The 15,000-nt window shown below is 54.9% G+C and carries 13 protein-coding genes and 1 pseudogene; 5 read left to right on the top strand and 9 right to left on the bottom strand.

Features of this window, described 5'->3' with window-relative positions; genetic code table 11:
* Positions 1 to 210 precede the first annotated feature (210 nt).
* Positions 211 to 675, bottom strand: a complete 465-nt coding sequence (locus ACR0LH_RS14685; RefSeq protein WP_170485868.1) for a GFA family protein — start codon at positions 673 to 675, stop codon at positions 211 to 213.
* A gap of 32 nt (positions 676 to 707) precedes the next feature.
* Entirely contained in the window at positions 708 to 1,997 is a 1,290-nt protein-coding gene (locus tag ACR0LH_RS14680) for an NADH:flavin oxidoreductase/NADH oxidase family protein (protein WP_170559435.1), read from the bottom strand.
* Between the two features lie 198 nt (positions 1,998 to 2,195).
* Here ACR0LH_RS14680 and ACR0LH_RS14675 point away from each other — a divergent pair, with 198 nt between their 5' ends.
* On the top strand, positions 2,196 to 3,239 hold the full coding sequence (locus ACR0LH_RS14675; protein WP_480721529.1) for an AraC family transcriptional regulator: 1,044 nt from the start codon (positions 2,196 to 2,198) through the stop codon (positions 3,237 to 3,239).
* A gap of 7 nt (positions 3,240 to 3,246) precedes the next feature.
* On the opposite strand, the gene ACR0LH_RS14670 is transcribed toward ACR0LH_RS14675, so the two are convergent.
* Complete coding sequence (locus tag ACR0LH_RS14670) at positions 3,247 to 4,182, bottom strand: LysR substrate-binding domain-containing protein (RefSeq protein WP_170741048.1); 936 nt, start codon at positions 4,180 to 4,182, stop codon at positions 3,247 to 3,249.
* A 109-nt stretch (positions 4,183 to 4,291) separates the two neighbouring features.
* Between ACR0LH_RS14670 and ACR0LH_RS14665 the strand changes: the two genes are divergently transcribed.
* Both ACR0LH_RS14665 and ACR0LH_RS14660 read left to right on the top strand, forming a co-directional pair.
* The gene (locus tag ACR0LH_RS14665) at positions 4,292 to 5,005 is read left to right on the top strand and encodes a sterol desaturase family protein (RefSeq protein ID WP_170570488.1); all 714 of its coding nucleotides are present in this window, start codon (positions 4,292 to 4,294) and stop codon (positions 5,003 to 5,005) included.
* 498 nt (positions 5,006 to 5,503) lie between these two features.
* Positions 5,504 to 6,403 carry a bile acid:sodium symporter family protein gene (locus ACR0LH_RS14660; protein WP_480721528.1) on the top strand — a complete coding sequence of 300 codons (900 nt, stop codon included), beginning with the start codon at positions 5,504 to 5,506 and terminating at the stop codon, positions 6,401 to 6,403.
* 58 nt (positions 6,404 to 6,461) lie between these two features.
* Here the strand turns inward: ACR0LH_RS14660 and ACR0LH_RS14655 are convergent, their stop codons facing one another.
* From ACR0LH_RS14655 to gntH, 5 genes are all read right to left on the bottom strand, one after another.
* Positions 6,462 to 6,917 carry an acyl-CoA thioesterase gene (locus ACR0LH_RS14655; RefSeq protein ID WP_170485863.1) on the bottom strand — a complete coding sequence of 152 codons (456 nt, stop codon included), beginning with the start codon at positions 6,915 to 6,917 and terminating at the stop codon, positions 6,462 to 6,464.
* 360 nt (positions 6,918 to 7,277) lie between these two features.
* A complete protein-coding gene (locus ACR0LH_RS14650; protein ID WP_170485862.1) occupies positions 7,278 to 8,540 on the bottom strand; it encodes a HupE/UreJ family protein in 1,263 nt (420 codons plus the stop codon).
* A 4-nt stretch (positions 8,541 to 8,544) separates the two neighbouring features.
* Entirely contained in the window at positions 8,545 to 10,323 is a 1,779-nt protein-coding gene (locus ACR0LH_RS14645) for a hypothetical protein (protein WP_170418801.1), read from the bottom strand.
* Positions 10,274 to 11,083, bottom strand: a complete 810-nt coding sequence (locus ACR0LH_RS14640) for a hypothetical protein (protein WP_480681453.1) — start codon at positions 11,081 to 11,083, stop codon at positions 10,274 to 10,276. Before ACR0LH_RS14640 ends, ACR0LH_RS14645 begins: the two co-directional genes overlap by 50 nt.
* Positions 11,084 to 11,145: 62 nt before the next feature.
* On the bottom strand, positions 11,146 to 12,480 hold the full coding sequence (gene gntH / locus ACR0LH_RS14635) for a guanitoxin biosynthesis MBL fold metallo-hydrolase GntH (RefSeq protein WP_170418798.1): 1,335 nt from the start codon (positions 12,478 to 12,480) through the stop codon (positions 11,146 to 11,148).
* Positions 12,481 to 12,650: 170 nt separating this feature from the next.
* On the opposite strand from gntH, the gene ACR0LH_RS14630 reads away from it, so the two are divergent.
* Together ACR0LH_RS14630 and ACR0LH_RS14625 are read left to right on the top strand one after the other, a co-directional pair.
* Positions 12,651 to 13,979 (top strand): tetratricopeptide repeat protein, encoded by a 1,329-nt coding sequence (locus tag ACR0LH_RS14630; RefSeq protein WP_170485861.1) that lies wholly within the window; start codon positions 12,651 to 12,653, stop codon positions 13,977 to 13,979.
* Between the two features lie 545 nt (positions 13,980 to 14,524).
* The gene (locus tag ACR0LH_RS14625; RefSeq protein ID WP_170668980.1) at positions 14,525 to 14,701 is read left to right on the top strand and encodes an FAD:protein FMN transferase; all 177 of its coding nucleotides are present in this window, start codon (positions 14,525 to 14,527) and stop codon (positions 14,699 to 14,701) included.
* Positions 14,702 to 14,906: 205 nt separating this feature from the next.
* Here the strand turns inward: ACR0LH_RS14625 and ACR0LH_RS14620 are convergent.
* Positions 14,907 to 15,000 (bottom strand): annotated as a pseudogene (locus tag ACR0LH_RS14620) (FAD binding domain-containing protein); the annotation flags it as partial.

The raw sequence follows: 15,000 nt of genomic DNA, 5'->3' as shown, positions 1-15,000 counted from the left end.
TCCGAGCGATAAGGCCCCGGTCAATCGTTGCAACTGTTCAGTTGCGTCACGTTTTTCGTTTTTGAGCGTGACGCTGGGTCGGAAGTGTCGATTGCCTTAAAATGATGCGTAAACGAGGCCTTGGGTGGCAGGTTCGATTCAGAACTATTCGTGTGGCTTTCAAAGCTGGGTGTTATTTTCGGTCATGCCCGCTGGTAGCCCGAAATTAAGTCACCCGTGTCCGCGCCAAAGCCCCTTGAGAAGATGTCGTGATAGCCTGATCTGGCTGGGAAGGTATCCGTTGGCCTTGGGTGCGGCGTCATCGTGATCTCGGACCCGATGATTATAGAAGATGTGGAAATCTGGTGGCGGAAGCTGCGCCTGCTCGACGATCCGCGCCGAAGGCACCAGCAGCAGTTTGGGAAGCAGCGGGATTTCCAGCTTTTCCAAGGCGGGATTTCCGCAGCTTGTGCATTTTCCGCGCTGAACAACCGGGGGCTGTTTCAGACACTCATACGCAATTTGACCGCATTCTGTCTGATCCACGTGCGAGGGTTGGTACAACAGCACGTCGCCAAATTCTGCATTGTTGAACCTCTGACAGATCGTACAGTGGCAGATCGCCCGAAACAGCGGGCGACCTTGTGTTTTGAATTTGACCTGTCCGCAAGCGCAGCGTCCGTTAGACTGAGTCATGATTGCTCCCCAATTTTTTAGCAGCTACGCAATCATGCTCTGACGCGTTTGACGGCTTTTCCGTTTTTCCAGAAGCGGTACATGACCTTAAGAGCGGGCCAGACGCCGTCGGCCTTGGTCTGGACCTTTTTGCCCTGCGAGATCCGTTCCAGTTGCATCGTGTACCAGCTGATCTCCATGATCGCCATCGCGTCGATCTTCTTGATGCCCGAGCGGATCGGGGCGACCGGCGATGCGTGGCTGGGGTTCTGCATCACATGCGCGCCAAACTTCACGTCCACGGCAAAGGGCCGGGCAACTCCGGCCATGTCGACGGCACCCGAGGCCAGCGCCTCGCTCATGCCAGCCGCCGAGCGGAACCCGCCCGTCACAACCAAAGGAGTGTCGATCTGCTTTTTCACCTTCTCGGCATATTCCAGGAAATACGCCTCGCGCTTCTTGGTGCTTTCTTTCTTGGCCTCGGCCTTGCCCCTGCGGTTCACCGGATTTTCCCAGCTGCCGCCCGAGATTTCGATCAGGTCAACGCCAAGCCGGTCCAGACGCTTGGCCACCTCGATCGAGTCCGCCTCGGTGAAGCCGCCCTTCTGGAAGTCCGAGGAATTGATCTTGATGCCCACATTGAACCCGCCGCCGGTGCGCGCTCGGATGCGGTTGTAGACCTCCTCGACAAAGCGGAAGCGGTTGTCAAAGCTGCCGCCCCACTTGTCCTCGCGCCGGTTGTGATGCGGCGACAGGAACTGGCCGATCAGATAGCCATGCGCGCCGTGAAGCTGAACGCCCGAGAACCCGGCCTCCTCCAGACGCGCGGCGGCTTCTGCAAACCGGTCGATGATCTCTTCGATCTCGGCATCCGTCAGCGCGCGCGGAGGGACGAACAGGTCATTCTCGATCGGCACGACCGAGGGCGCAACGGGCGCGTCATTCACCATCTTCGGCGATTGCTTGCCGGGATGGTTCAGCTGCGGCCAGATATGCGTGTTGGTCGCCCGCCCCGTCGCCGCCCATTTGCGCAGAAGCTCCATGTTGCTGTCCAGCAGCGTGTCAACGACCAGCGGCTCGTTCATGTGCTTGCCGTCGACCATCATGTTGCCGGTGATCAGAAGGCTCGCTCCGCTGTTGGCCCAAGCCTCGTACAACGACACATGCGCAGGTGTCGCACGCCCATCCGCCGTCGCCAACGCCTCGTTCATCGAAGCCTTGCAAATACGGTTCCGAAGGACCGTACCAGACCTAAGTGTCAGGGAATCCCCTAGCGTCGCGGGTTTAAGATTTTCCTGAGCCGTCTTCGTTTCAGGCGGCTGTGTTGTCAGAGTGGCAACCATCAGATTTGCTCCCTTTTCTGCGGCGCCGACTGTGCAGTGCGGAAAGCCTTTGGGTCATTGAATGCCAAGGCGTCACACTGTGGGTCGCAAAAGCGCCGTGATCTCTTGCACGCTATGTATGTCACCACATCCAAGATGCCGATGTTTGGAGCGGACATGTTTTTGACATTTTCGGCCATTCTCTGTACTGCGCGACTCATGGATAGAAATTCGCGAAATAGATCTCCGGGCAGCATACGTATCTTGTGCGAGGCGGCCCCCGGCTTTGGGGTGGCGCCTGAAACCTGCCTGCTAGGCACCGGACTGGTTACGTTTGACCTGTATGGGAACGACACCAAGGTGTCCCTGACGCAGGAAATAACCGCAATTGAAAACTTTCTGCATCATGCTCCACGGCGCCATGGATTGGGGCTCGAAATCGGGCGACGTTTTCGACCCGAAGTGTTTGGAATATGGGGGTACGCGATCCTCAGCAGTCCAAGTTTTCGGGCCGGCCTGAAGGTTGCTATGGACTATGTGAACCTGTCTTTTCTTTTTGCCAATCTGGAGTTGGTCGAGGACGATGACACACCGCGATTGATCTTCGATACCAGCGATCTGCCTGCAGGTATCAGGAGCTTTGTGCTAGAGCGTCATCTGACAGTCATGGCCAATTTCAGCCAAGAGGTGTTGCCCGGGTTCTCATTGTCGAACCTGACGTTTCGCACGACGGTCCAGGACCCCGATTTTGCCACGGCCGTTCACAGCTATCTTGGCGTCAACGTCGCTATTGGGTGCGATACGGATGCCATCGTTCTTCCCGAAAAATTGCTTGATCTGCCTCTGCCCAAGCATGATCCCGCCGCGATGGAATACTGCCTGCGTCAGTGCCAAACCCTGCTGAATATCGAGGAAGACACACAGCCCAATCTGACCTCGCAGGTGCGCGAAGCGACCTTGATGGAGATGGGAAACGATCCGACAATCGTCTCGATCGCGTCCAAGCTGGGTGTAAGCGAGCGCACGTTACGGCGGCGTCTGTCGGAAGAAGGTAGCAGTTTCAGGAAAATTTACGTCGAGGCGCGCCTGGCCATAGGCTACGAGTTGCTAAGTACGGCCGGGCTGGATGTATCGACCGTCGCGTGGCGGACAGGATATTCGGAGCCTTCCAGTTTTGTCAGAGCGTTCACCGGACAATACGGCTATCCTCCGGGCTCTTTGAGAAAGCGTGCGGGACAATCTGTCGAGCGTTTGACCGGATGACAGCGCTTCACTGGGCTTCGTTCAAACTGCGGGCAGATTGCGCAATGAGATCAGTCAGCCAGGAATGACCCGGATCAGTGGTTCGGCTTTTGTGCCAATAAAGGCTCATCTCAATGTTTGGACTTTCAAATGGCAATTCCAGCGTGGTCAACTTTCCTGCACCAACAAGCGGATGAGCCAGTCGGCTTGGTATTACCGCGATCAGATCGGTTTCGGCCACGACTTGCGGCATCGAAACAAAGCTGGACATCTGCATTACAATATTCCGCGCAGGAAGGGCACTGCCCATCATGAACTCCAAAGGGGTTGTCCTTCGGCTGTTCTGGCTGCGTAGCACGCCGGAACGCCGAACCAGAGACACTTGTGGCAACGTCTGGAACTGTTCCAGCGAAATGCCAGTTTGGGCGCAGGGGTGATCTGTTGCGCAAATCAGGGTCAGGGACTCTTGTAGGAGGCTGAGCGAGTCAAAGTGGTCCTCGGGCAGTCCGGTGTAGTCAAAGGCATAGCTTAACCGTCCATCTTTCAATCTGGTTGGAATGTCGTCCAGATAATCGGGATGAATCTTCCATTTCAGATTTGGGGCGCGCTTTCGAGCCGCATGCATAAAGACCGAGGCCCACAGATGTTCGACAGCGTGGTTCATCGAGATGTCAATTGTACGGGAAAAAGTGGCGGCCGAAAAAGCCTGTCCTTCGATGCCGCTCCGAATGAGACCAAGCGCAGGAGCGATTTGCGCGTGCAGCTCAATTGCCCGTTGCGTGGGCCTCAGCCCTCTGCCGGTGCGCACGAACAGGTCATCTTCAAATCCCAGTCGCAACCTCTTGAGCGCGTTGCTGACCGCTGGCTGGCTCATGTTCAGACGCTCGGCGGCTTTAGAGAGATGTTGTTCCTGCATAAGCGAATCGAAAATCGGAAGCAGGTTTAAGTCGTGGTTTCTGAGCATTGTTCGCAACATTCACCGTGATGATAATATTCTTAGATAATATAAATTAGACACTATAACAATTCTACATACTTTCCTCCGAAACTTTTTCAATTGGGAGGATCGAGTCGTGAATGACAATGCCAGAGCGAAATTCCGCGCAAAATATCGTGCCGAAGTAAGCCCCAACTACAGTGGGTTTCTGCACCTCGCCGTGGTGGTTTTTGGCGCGGGTTCGCTGATCTGGTGGGGCGTGAGCAAGCTTGTTGATTTTCAACTCTACCAACTTTGGTTCGTTGTCGTGGCATATGTTGCGTACAATCTGGGCGAATGGGCGTCTCACAAGTATTGGGGTCACAAAAAGACAAAGTTGTTCAAGTTGTTCTACCAGCGCCACACGGGGGATCATCACACCTTTTTCGTAGATAAGGCGATGGAATACGAAATGGTTCTGGATTGGCGGGTGGTGATATTCCCGATTTACCTGCTGTTTGTGACAACCGCCTTCCTCTCGGTCCCTGGTGCTCTGGTGTCCTACTTTCTGTTTGGTGGAAACTATGGGTACTTGTTCTTCATCACGATGACCTCGTGCTATCTGGCATACGAAGTTCTGCACTTCAGTTACCATTTGCAGCGCGGCTCGGTTCTCGAACGTATTTTCCGCCTGATTCCAGGATGGACATATCTGCGCCTGTTTCACACGGTTCATCACAACCGCGATCTGATGGCAGAAGGCAACTTCAACATCACCTTGCCGTTGTTCGACTGGATACTCGGCACCCTGTATTTTGACGCTGAATCGAGCGGGAAGACCTCAAAGAAGGGCAGGGCGGCGCAAACCTAATACAGTCTTGCGTTGCGGATGGCGGGCTGAGCCCGCCATTTTGCGTTTCAAGTGCTCGCCTTACTGCGAGCTTAGGGAAATACCCTTGATCGGCAGGCGGCCAACGCGATCAGGCCGCCGCGCCGATATGAATATTTGGCCGAATGTGTCAACATATTGTCCGGTCAAGCGCTGTCACCGCTGGCTCTATCCAGTATTTTTTTTGCAACGGGATGAGGCGTGGTTACCCCACGTACAGGACGGAGGAGGACCGGCCGATGCAAAGGCACCGGTCCGTCAATACGGAGACCAAAAGGCACAAGCATTTTCGTACGTCAGTTCACCACTGAAGCGATCAATGAACTTGCGGCTACAATGATCAAGGCAACCGAGTGATCGGCAGTCGGGTCAACAAAACAGTGAATTTTTAAATACCAGTCACCACAACCGGTAGGCCCGCTTGAATGCCGCGATGACGGCACAGGCGGGCCCATTTTCATACAAATACGGGAGAGCACGATGGATTTTGCAATTAACGTAGGGGTGCCGATCGCTCAGGCATTCATAATGTTCTCACTAGGGCTTGGGCTTGAGATCGAAGACTTCCGCCGCGTATTCCGCCGCCGGACCGCTTTTGCGATCGGAGCGTTTTCTCAACTTGCTCTGCTTCCGGCTGTAGCCTTCCGCGTAATCGTAGCCTTTGATCTGCCTCCGGTTATGGCGGCCGGTCTCATGTTGCTCAGCTTTTGCCCCGGCGGTGTCAGCAGCAATGTGATTACCAAACTGTCTCGCGGAGATCTTGCCCTGTCCGTGTCGATGACTGCGGTCACAAGCGTCGTGGCATTTGTCACGGTTCCGCCGCTCGCGACTTGGTCGATCCTCTACTTCATGGGCGAGAATGCGCCCGAGTTTTCGTTCTTTGAAATTGCGATCTTTACCTTTCTTGTCACAACGTTGCCTGTCCTGACGGGCATCTTGGTGCGTCACTTCCTCAGCGGTCTGGCCCGCCGATTGGAAAGCCCGTTGCAGAATGTCGCTGTTGTGTTCTGGGCTTTGCTGGTCGCTGCGCTGTTCGTTACAAACCGCGATCTGATTGTCACTTACATGCCAACGCTTGGGTATTCGACAATGACCTTGCCATTCGTTCTGATGCTGATTGGTTTGGCCCTCAGCAAAATTCTCGGATTGACCAAGTCCGAGAGCCGATCGGTTGGAATTGAGACGAGCGTCCAGAACTCGCCGCTTGGTATTACTTTGGCGATCGTGATTACCGGCACAAGCACGTCACTCAGTGAGGTTCCGATGGCACTGCCTTCGGCCATGTATTCGATCACGATGTACCTGGTGGTGCTGCCGTTCATGTTCTACTTCCGCAGGGCGGGCCGAAAGGAAGCTGTCGAAGGCGTGGCGGCAGAATAGCCGCTCAAACTAAAGCCCTGCCCGATATCGTGTCGGGCAGGAGAACCGGCCGTGCAGGTCAGCCCGTGACCGAGATTTTCACGTCGTAGTTTGTTTTGAAAATCTCGGGCATCCGAACAGGGCGGCCTGTTTTCAGATTTGTGCTGACATAGTCAGATTGCGCCCGCAGGATTGTTTTTTGATCCCCGAGGCGGACGACTTGAAACAGACGGCTGATCCGAAGGCGCTCGTCATTCGACAAAATCCAATTAAACACAACGACTTCGTCGTCCAGAAACGTTGATGACAAGTAATTGATTTCATGGCGCACAGCCGCCATTCCGCGGTTCAGGTCAATGCAGGCTTGCTCGGTCAGCCCAACAGAGCGCGTATGTTCCCAAACAGTAGCGTCCAACCATTTTAGGTAGACTGCATTGTTCACATGGTGGAACCCGTCGAGATCATCAGAAGTCACGCGAAAGCGCTTCCAGAATGAATGTGGATGATCGGCAAGGTCCTCAATATTTGCTTCCATTTCCATTTTCCTGCTTGGATTGGGCGGAATTGTCCGTTTTTGGATTTATTGGGTTGCGCTGTCAGGCAATGGTAGCCAGATGCCGTTGCCGTTTTGTGGCTTTCGAGCGCAACTTGGACGTCGCCAAAAACACTTGCCTGATACCTCTGAACATTCCCGTGTTTCCTGTTTTCCCAATATTGTCAGCAGGTTTGGAATTGTGGTCAACGCTAAAGCGCGTTGGTTCCGCAGCGTTCTTTAGGGCTGAGTGGACTGTGGTTGTGTGGCAGAAATCCATGTCTGAAAGCCGCGATTGGCGAACTGTCAGAGTGAATGAATTTGATTTTCTGGAGTTCAAGCCCTTTTGAGCAATCGAAAGCGTCAGGTAATCAACGCTGAAAATCGTTCCACAGCCCAGATCATCGCAACCACTGAAATCGACGCGGCTATGAAAGTTCGTGCCCCGAACCATATGGTCGCGGGCATACGCCTTAACATGACGACCAGAGGCCAGGTTACCAGCACGATCATCAATTGCCCGACCTCGACCCCGACATTGAAGGCCAGAAGACTTTGCCAGACGTTGTCGGCGTCGACCTTCAAGATTTCCCGAAGCATGAACGAAAAGCCAAAGCCGTGCAGCAACCCGACACCTGCGGTCACGCCAGCGGCGACCAGATAAGAATGTTTCCGTTCGGGTCTTTGAAACACGGCATCGGCTGCCGCCAGAATAATGGTAAGCGCAATGGCCGTCTCAACCGCTGGAATGAACCACGGAGCCGACGGAGCCAAACCGAAAAAGCCCATGATCAAGGTTACGCTGTGTCCCAGCGTGAATCCCGTCACCCGTGCAAGCAACGCACGCAAACTCAGTGAGCCGATGACCATGCACAGAACAAAAAGTACGTGGTCTATGCCCTCAATGATGTGCCGGATGCCTTCAACTACAAATGTAGCAGCGGCAGAGGACGCCGTTCCAGTTATTTCCAGAGGTGAGGCCAGCAATCCCTTGGCGCGATAGGTGCGGGTTTCGTCATTGCGATAGTCCAGGATCAGATTTGCGGTTTGGTCCTGCTCGGGAAGACCCGGATCGGCCAACATGGACAGTGTGTAAGCGGCATCCGATGCGTTCGAGAATTGCAGCATCACATCGACGACAGCGTCCCCAACATAAACCGGCCCAGCCAGGCGCAAATCACCGGGTTCCGTTTCAAACGCCTGCAATGCCTCGGCTTTTGTCGCAAATCCCGGTTCTTGTCCAAGCGGATAGACCCTCAGAGCGACACTGCGACCCGGAAGCCTGACACCACCTTGTTGAAAGACAAGCTCGTTTCGGACAAGTTCGGCCAGCGCGAGCGGGTCTCGGAACACTGCGTCTGCGTCAACCAGATGCATCAGGGCATCGTCCTGAAGCTCGTTTGTCGTGAAAGGTGCCGGGTTGGGCAGGCCGTCCGCACCCATTGGGCCGACTTTATCGGCCACGATATAGGGCATTGGCGTCCGCATCATTATGGTCAGCCCATCGTTGTCGTGCACCACGTGAAAAATGCGAACGTTTTGGTTCAGGTTGAAATGCGCCAGTGCGCCGCCAGAGAACAATATGGCTGATAACACAAAGACGAGGAATGTTTCGATGAACCGCATGTTTCTAGCCTTCTTTCTTGGCGCTCAGGACAGTCAATCCGTCCAGTTGCCACTGATCACCATAGCGCGATACGTTCATCAACCCTCGGTACTGGATAGATTGACGATGTAGATGCCCCCAATGCCCGCCACTGACCTGTGCTGTCCAATTTGCAAGGATTTGATGATCCCCGCGGGTTTCTCCGGGGGAAAGGCTTTCGATCTGCAAATCGACGATCTTGTCTGTTCTTGCCAATGCCCCTGACGGCAGCGTCACGGAGAGGCCGCGCCGTAGTTCATCGCCTACTTGTGTTCGACTGTCCGCGTCGACAAACGGGTTCAGAGCGGTCTCAAACCGCTGCGCGTTCGGCTCAAGCATCGCGGTGCTGATGTTGCCAAGCAAGCCTTCCACAACCAAATGGGTTGCCGCTTCATCCGGTGCCCGATCATTTAAGAAGGGCAGAGAATACCGTATCGGTAGGGTTACAACTGATGCGGCTGCGAAGGCGCCAAACAATCCTACAAAGACTGTTCGCCGCGTCGCCGTGCTGCGCCGAGCCAAGACAGCACAAAGCGCGGCGGCCAAACCAAGCCCGATGGCAAACAACGGAAGATTCATGATACCGGCGGTTTTCACCACAACGGGCTGCGTTTGGGGGTCTTCCCAAGACGTAAGGTGGTTGTTCCAGACCACGGCAGGATCAGACTTGTAAATCTGCGAGGGTACGGCCCCGGCGGGGTCGCTCAGGGTAACAGGAATAGTTTCGACATCATTGGGGAAAAGCTGCCATGTCATGTCTACACGGTTTGCAAGCGCGTTGTGCGGATAGGACAGAACAACGCCCAACAACATGGTTGTTCGCAGGGCTTCTGCCTCGTCAGGAAGAACACGTAATCCGTCAGCGCCAACCGCAATCCGAGAAACCTGAACAGTTTGGGCATCAACGTTCGCTCCATCGATCGAGACTGGATTGTGGCGCTCGAAAAACGCCGCCGTTTCCGATTTTATCTTGGCGACCTGATCGGGCGAAAGCCGTTCGGCATTGCCCAGATCCAAATCGGTCCATTCTTCAAAATCCTTCAAGCGAAAGATGATCTCATGGCGAACTTCACGTGGTTCCATCGATAGGAATGACATCAGGGGTGACTTGTGATGGCGCGTCAGGTTTGGGTTCTCGAATGTGGTGAACCACGGGTCTTGCCAATTGGGTAGCATGGTTTCCGAACGCGACAGATACCGGTAGTCTGTTACGGGAACCCCGGCATGTTCTGCCACCATGCCAATCGAAGCCAAAGGAATACCTGCTTCGTTCAATGGCGGCGTGAATGTGATCTGTTCGGGTTGGCCCTGAAATTGAAACTCCATGTCCACAAAGACGACATCCGCGCTTCGCGGTCGGGGGGCCACGACCCTGCTGGCGGCAGTCTGTCTGGGCGTTCTGGGCCGGACGTCGATCGCCCGCACCACCGGGTTCAGAGGTTGTCCGTCAGCCGAAACTATAAACGTCTGCCCCGTCCGGTCCGCCAGAGAAGTGCCTTCTCCGTCATCCGGCGCGACGAAGTGGGGGTAGTCGCTCAGGTCAATTTCCAGCGCGACTCGGACGCGATCGTTTTCAACCACCAGTTCCGCAAAACTGGGCGCTGTCTCGCCTCCATAGGGCGAGACAAGATCCGCAATGGCGGGACTGGGGCCAAGCATAAGACAGCCCAGAAAAATAGCGCCTGAAAGGCTTAGAGTGATGCGCTGGCTGGCCTCAGAAGTGAAACGCGACAGCCGCATAGAGGCCGTTTTGATCGACATCATACGCAAATTCTCCGTCTGACCGATCCGTCGAAAAATCGATTCCATAGAATTGATAACCGAACCGCAACGAGGTGTTCTCCCAGCCTTTCCAGTCAAATCCGGCCAGGATCAGGTACTGAAGGTTGTCGCCGTTCACACCAAAGCCGCTTAGTTCCGCACGGCTGGCAAAGCCCCATTTTTCATTGATCTCAGTCGCATAGCGAATGGCCACCATCGGTTCAAACCACTCTTCTGTGCCGCCCAAGGTTGTACCCGGACCGGGGCCAGCTATGTCTAACTCTTGTTTCAACCGGTTCCACTGCACTCCAAGAGCGACATCGGCAGCGTAGCGTTTGCCCGATGCGTTCACTCCGTTGGCGAACCTGTACGCACCCTGCACGTTTGCGAAGGTCTGACGAATGTCCACATCTACTGTTGCACCACCGACCGGCAAAGTCGCATCCTCGCCAAGTTTTACGTAGTAGACCTCAGAGATGATCCCGAAATCTCCGTTCCAGCCTTCGTACCGGACCGACGCTGCCCCTTGCAGCAGGTCGAGAACTTCGCTGAGGTTCAAATCGAGATCGACACTTGTTCCGCCGACCGTGGATGTGCCCGTAGTGCTGAGAGGAAGAAAAAGGTACGGCGTGATCGAATGTCGCCAAGACCCGTCGTCGCCTTCTGAACGGGCAAGCGACTGTGCCGTTGCGACCTGAGCCGTTGAGATTGCAAGCCCGAAACTCAGAACCAATCCCGCTATGAAACCAATGTATTTTTGCATTGCGGTTCACCAGATAACTAACAAAAAGGCGCGGGAACTGGCCCCGCACCTTTCATCCTATGTTACTGTTCGTCTCCGGGATAGGGAAACTCTTGACCCAATGCCTCGGACGCTTCCTCGAAGATCGGGCGAAGCACGTCATCCACGTCATCATACCCCGATTTTGTGAAGTCCGAAAACTGCATGGCCTCTAGCGGCACACCAGATCGTTCGGCGAATTCAGCCCTGTCGTCCTGTGACGGCACTTCGGCAGGGGCGGCGAGGGGCGGTGACCAAGTTCGTTCTTCAGTGGCCGCCATTCGGACGGTTATGTCGTCCTTGGTGACGTTCCAAACCATGAAGTCATCGGCCATGCTGAGCGGCCCGTCATAGGTCGAGCGAATGCGCTCAAAAACGCCGGAAGACGTATCGAAGTCGTTGAAGAAGTGATAGGCCACAGCCATACGGGGCTGGATGTCGCTCATTACTTTGCCGAAGGCTTCGGGTGCCGTGTGAACCTGTGTTCCGACCAAAAGAGCGGATTCCGGTGTGAATTTCATTTTCGTCACCAGTTCAGGGACCGCGATAAAGCATTCATGGATCGCGAGATCAGCGTTTTTTGCGTATTCCTTGAACCATTTGTTCGGGTAGGTGTCCGAGCTAAAAACGAACTTCAGGCCGTTCCATTCCAGCGCATAGCTGACAGCACCATCGATTGAATGGATGGCGGGGAAGGTGCGTATCTGAACCCCGTTTTCATCATAGATCACCTCGTTTTCGAGCTTGTAGTCGAATTCGGTGACCTCCATTGAATAGCCGCGGAAATCAACATTCCCGGCGCGCCCGGCCAGGTCCCATGTCAGCATCTTCTGCATGTGGTCCAAAGCGTAGGCGGTTCCAAGTTCCTCGGCAGGTCCGCTTGGTCCCCATATCCGCAGCGGGACATTCCGCCCCATCAGAGCGCCACCGATAAAGAGGTCATGCAAGGCACCAAAATGATCGGTGTGCAAGTGGCCGATAAATATCTTGTCCAGATAGTTGTAGGGGATTTGCAGCGATGAAATTCGTTCGGCCGAACCCGAACCAATGTCGAAAAGAAACTTGTCACCGTTGCCCAGTTCGACAAGGAAGCACGCGGCTGCCTGTGCCGCGCGCGTTGTGGGCATCCCGGTTCCGCAGGCGATCACGCGCATTTCGTCTTCTGCCAGGTCTTCCGTGTTAGGGTAGTAAACGTCGCGTGGCCGATCACGTACTTTGGTCGGTGAAACCGCCTCGGTCTCCTGCGCGTATGCGGCACCTGGTGAAAGCAATTCACCCAATGCTCCGGTTAAGGATGGGGGCGCTATGGCCCAGGCTCCAAATGCCAATCCAATAGAAAAGTGCTTGCCGAATGTCGCGAAATCTGTGCGCCGTGTCATGAGGTTCCCCTTTTTCGGTCGAACGACGGTGCGTTCAAAATCGAGGTCAAGAATCCGGCCTCGTCAGGTTGTTCTGGTCCAACACTGCTATTGAATGACAGACAACGTAAGTGACTCACGGTTAGAATAGGGGTGACTCACGCGGATTTCGTTGCAAGTATGTGAATGTGATGGATTTTCCTGACGACATCCCAGAAACTGCGAAGCGCCAAGCCCTTGCGGGCGTGTTGGGCGATACTCATTTCGATGGATCAGACAGGCTGCGATCCTTTCTGACCTACGTGGTCGAGGAAGAGCTGGCAGGTCGCGGCGGTGACATTCGCGGAAAGACGATTGCGCAAGATGTTTATGATCGCGATACAACGGAAGGTGTGGACCCAGAGAACGTGGTTCGGGTTGATGCAAGGCGCCTTCGGCAGCTTTTGGAGCTGTATTATGAAGGGGCGGGCAAAGGTGATCCGGTTCGCCTGCACATCGACACAGGAGGATATCGCCCACGGTTTCAGGAAGTGAAGACCGCCTCCGGCCCCCTTCGCGCGGCAAACCAAAAAAGGCAGTGGATACCTTTCGCGGCATTTTCCGCAGGCGCCATCGTGGGTGCTCTGATCGCGGCTAGTTTCTTGCCATCCAAACCAGCAGAGGAATTGAATACACAAAGCGCGGATGCCGCGCAGAACACACCCGAACTTTTGCGGCACGCGGCAATTTATGAGAAATCACCTGCTGCTTTGCAGGCATTTAACCTTGCACGGCAAGCCAGGGCGATGATTTTCCCGATCTTCGATCGGCCACGCCAAGTACTTGTTCTTTCTGTTTTTGAACGCGTGATCGAGATGGATTCGACCTTCTTTGGCGGCTACGCCGGGGCGGCTCAGGCGCTGGCAACGCTGTCGATATTGTCACCGGACCCGCAGGACAAAGAGAACTTTGCGACAGCGGCAATGGAATTTGCTGACGAGGCCGTTCGATTGGCACCGGATCAGGCGTGGAGCCAATCGGCAAAAAGTTGGGCGTACCTGGCCAATGGCAATTATGACGAGGCATTGACGCTAGGGCGCCGCGCCTCTCAGCTTGATCCTCGGGACGGGGCTGTGTTGGATTTCTTCGGTGCGGTGGCCCTGTTCTCTGGCGAATTTGAAGCAGCGGTTGAGACGGCGGATCGTCAGTCTCTGCTGGCGTCCAGCAATCAGAGATTTGCCAATCGCAACATATCCGGGGCTGCGCATTTTCACCTGGGCGAGTACGAGACAACGATTATCAGGTTTGAAGAAGCAAAGCAGTTGGGTGATCCTCTCAGCGCGCCATCCCTGGCCTATGCGACGGCTTCACTGGCCGCGTTGGGACGCGAGAAAGAAGCGCGCTCGAAACTGGCAGAGTTGGAACAGGCGTGGCCTGAAGCGCCCGTGGATACAATGTTGAAAAGTATCTATCAAAATGACTCCCATGCCGAGGAGGTCATTGACAGGCTGGTCGCATTGGGATGGTCCGGCCCTTCGTAATTTCCAGAAAGTCTCAGTAAGGTTTCTGGCTCCAACCTTTTTCACGGTTTGGGTCTGTGCACGGTTTTTCAGAGCCTGGCCGAGGAACTGGAAGCTGCTCCCTTTTGGGCGTTGCAGGAATTTGCGCACCTCATAAGCAGAGCCCTTCACGTGCCGAAAATTTATCCCTTGTACAAATTGGACCAGATTTTGAAATGGCTGAAATATGCGATACTTGCCGGTCTGCGCGCTGCGATTTTAACGGTCGTTTGTCGGTATGTTTGTCCGCGCGTTGCCTTTCTGGCAATCGAAGGTTTGATCCCTGTGCGCTATCGGATAAACCGCCGGGCCGACCTATTGGCGTCGCTCTGCAATGGGCGCCGAAGTCAGCCAAAAAGCAGCTGCCGCCATGGCAAAGTCAAAAGTTGTTCTTGAATAGGGCGGCGCAATTCAGCCGTCATAGACGGCTTCCGCAAGCGGCGGAAACCTGACAGCAGCAAGAGACCTGATCGGTTGGGATCGCGTAAGAGTTTCTCAGCATATGGTTGAACCCGGCCCCGGGGCATATGTTGACGCTAAGTGGGGTGGTTCAAGGGTATGCAACCGATCTGGTCGCTCGGGTGCAGAAGCAGGCGGGTTGGAGAAATACTCTGGTGAATGTCGGTGAATTCCACGCTGGCGCAAAGGTTTGGTCTTTGGGGTGCCAGATCCAAGCCACGGTATTTCCAAAACCGTCAAGTTGAAGAACAGAGCCATTGCAACTTCTAGCCAATTTGCAATGCGGCTGAACTTTGTGCGATCCCATATTCTCGATCCCGCTTGGTCCGCAGTCAGCGTTCAAGAGGCCGATGCGACGACGGCCTGTCGCGTCCGTGCTGACGGCGTTATTCGCACCCTCACGCCCAAACCAAGGCCCAAGTAATATGGGCCCTGGTTTGAGTTGTGTCTTTAAGCGCAGGCGTTGATTGCGCGTTTTGTCATGACGCTGACGAGGTGCGCGCGGTAGTCCTTGCTGCCATGCAGGTCGCCGATCATGTTGGCG

It is taken from the genome of Ruegeria sp. CL6 (assembly GCF_056536465.1).
This window is presented reverse-complemented; position numbering and strand designations above follow the sequence as displayed.

What these genes read in the sequence shown, in the direction of transcription:
- ACR0LH_RS14680 (WP_170559435.1), bottom strand. Translation starts at nt 1,997, where the DNA reads ATGGTTGCCACTCTGACAACACAGCCGCCTGAAACGAAGACGGCTCAG.
- ACR0LH_RS14685 (WP_170485868.1), bottom strand. Translation starts at nt 675, where the DNA reads ATGACTCAGTCTAACGGACGCTGCGCTTGCGGACAGGTCAAATTCAAA.
- ACR0LH_RS14670 (WP_170741048.1), bottom strand. Translation starts at nt 4,182, where the DNA reads ATGCTCAGAAACCACGACTTAAACCTGCTTCCGATTTTCGATTCGCTT.
- ACR0LH_RS14675 (WP_480721529.1), top strand. Translation starts at nt 2,196, where the DNA reads ATGGATAGAAATTCGCGAAATAGATCTCCGGGCAGCATACGTATCTTG.
- ACR0LH_RS14655 (WP_170485863.1), bottom strand. Translation starts at nt 6,917, where the DNA reads ATGGAAGCAAATATTGAGGACCTTGCCGATCATCCACATTCATTCTGG.
- ACR0LH_RS14625 (WP_170668980.1), top strand. Translation starts at nt 14,525, where the DNA reads ATGTTGACGCTAAGTGGGGTGGTTCAAGGGTATGCAACCGATCTGGTC.
- ACR0LH_RS14645 (WP_170418801.1), bottom strand. Translation starts at nt 10,323, where the DNA reads ATGATGTCGATCAAAACGGCCTCTATGCGGCTGTCGCGTTTCACTTCT.
- ACR0LH_RS14630 (WP_170485861.1), top strand. Translation starts at nt 12,651, where the DNA reads ATGGATTTTCCTGACGACATCCCAGAAACTGCGAAGCGCCAAGCCCTT.
- ACR0LH_RS14650 (WP_170485862.1), bottom strand. Translation starts at nt 8,540, where the DNA reads ATGCGGTTCATCGAAACATTCCTCGTCTTTGTGTTATCAGCCATATTG.
- ACR0LH_RS14640 (WP_480681453.1), bottom strand. Translation starts at nt 11,083, where the DNA reads ATGCAAAAATACATTGGTTTCATAGCGGGATTGGTTCTGAGTTTCGGG.
- gntH (WP_170418798.1), bottom strand. Translation starts at nt 12,480, where the DNA reads ATGACACGGCGCACAGATTTCGCGACATTCGGCAAGCACTTTTCTATT.
- ACR0LH_RS14660 (WP_480721528.1), top strand. Translation starts at nt 5,504, where the DNA reads ATGGATTTTGCAATTAACGTAGGGGTGCCGATCGCTCAGGCATTCATA.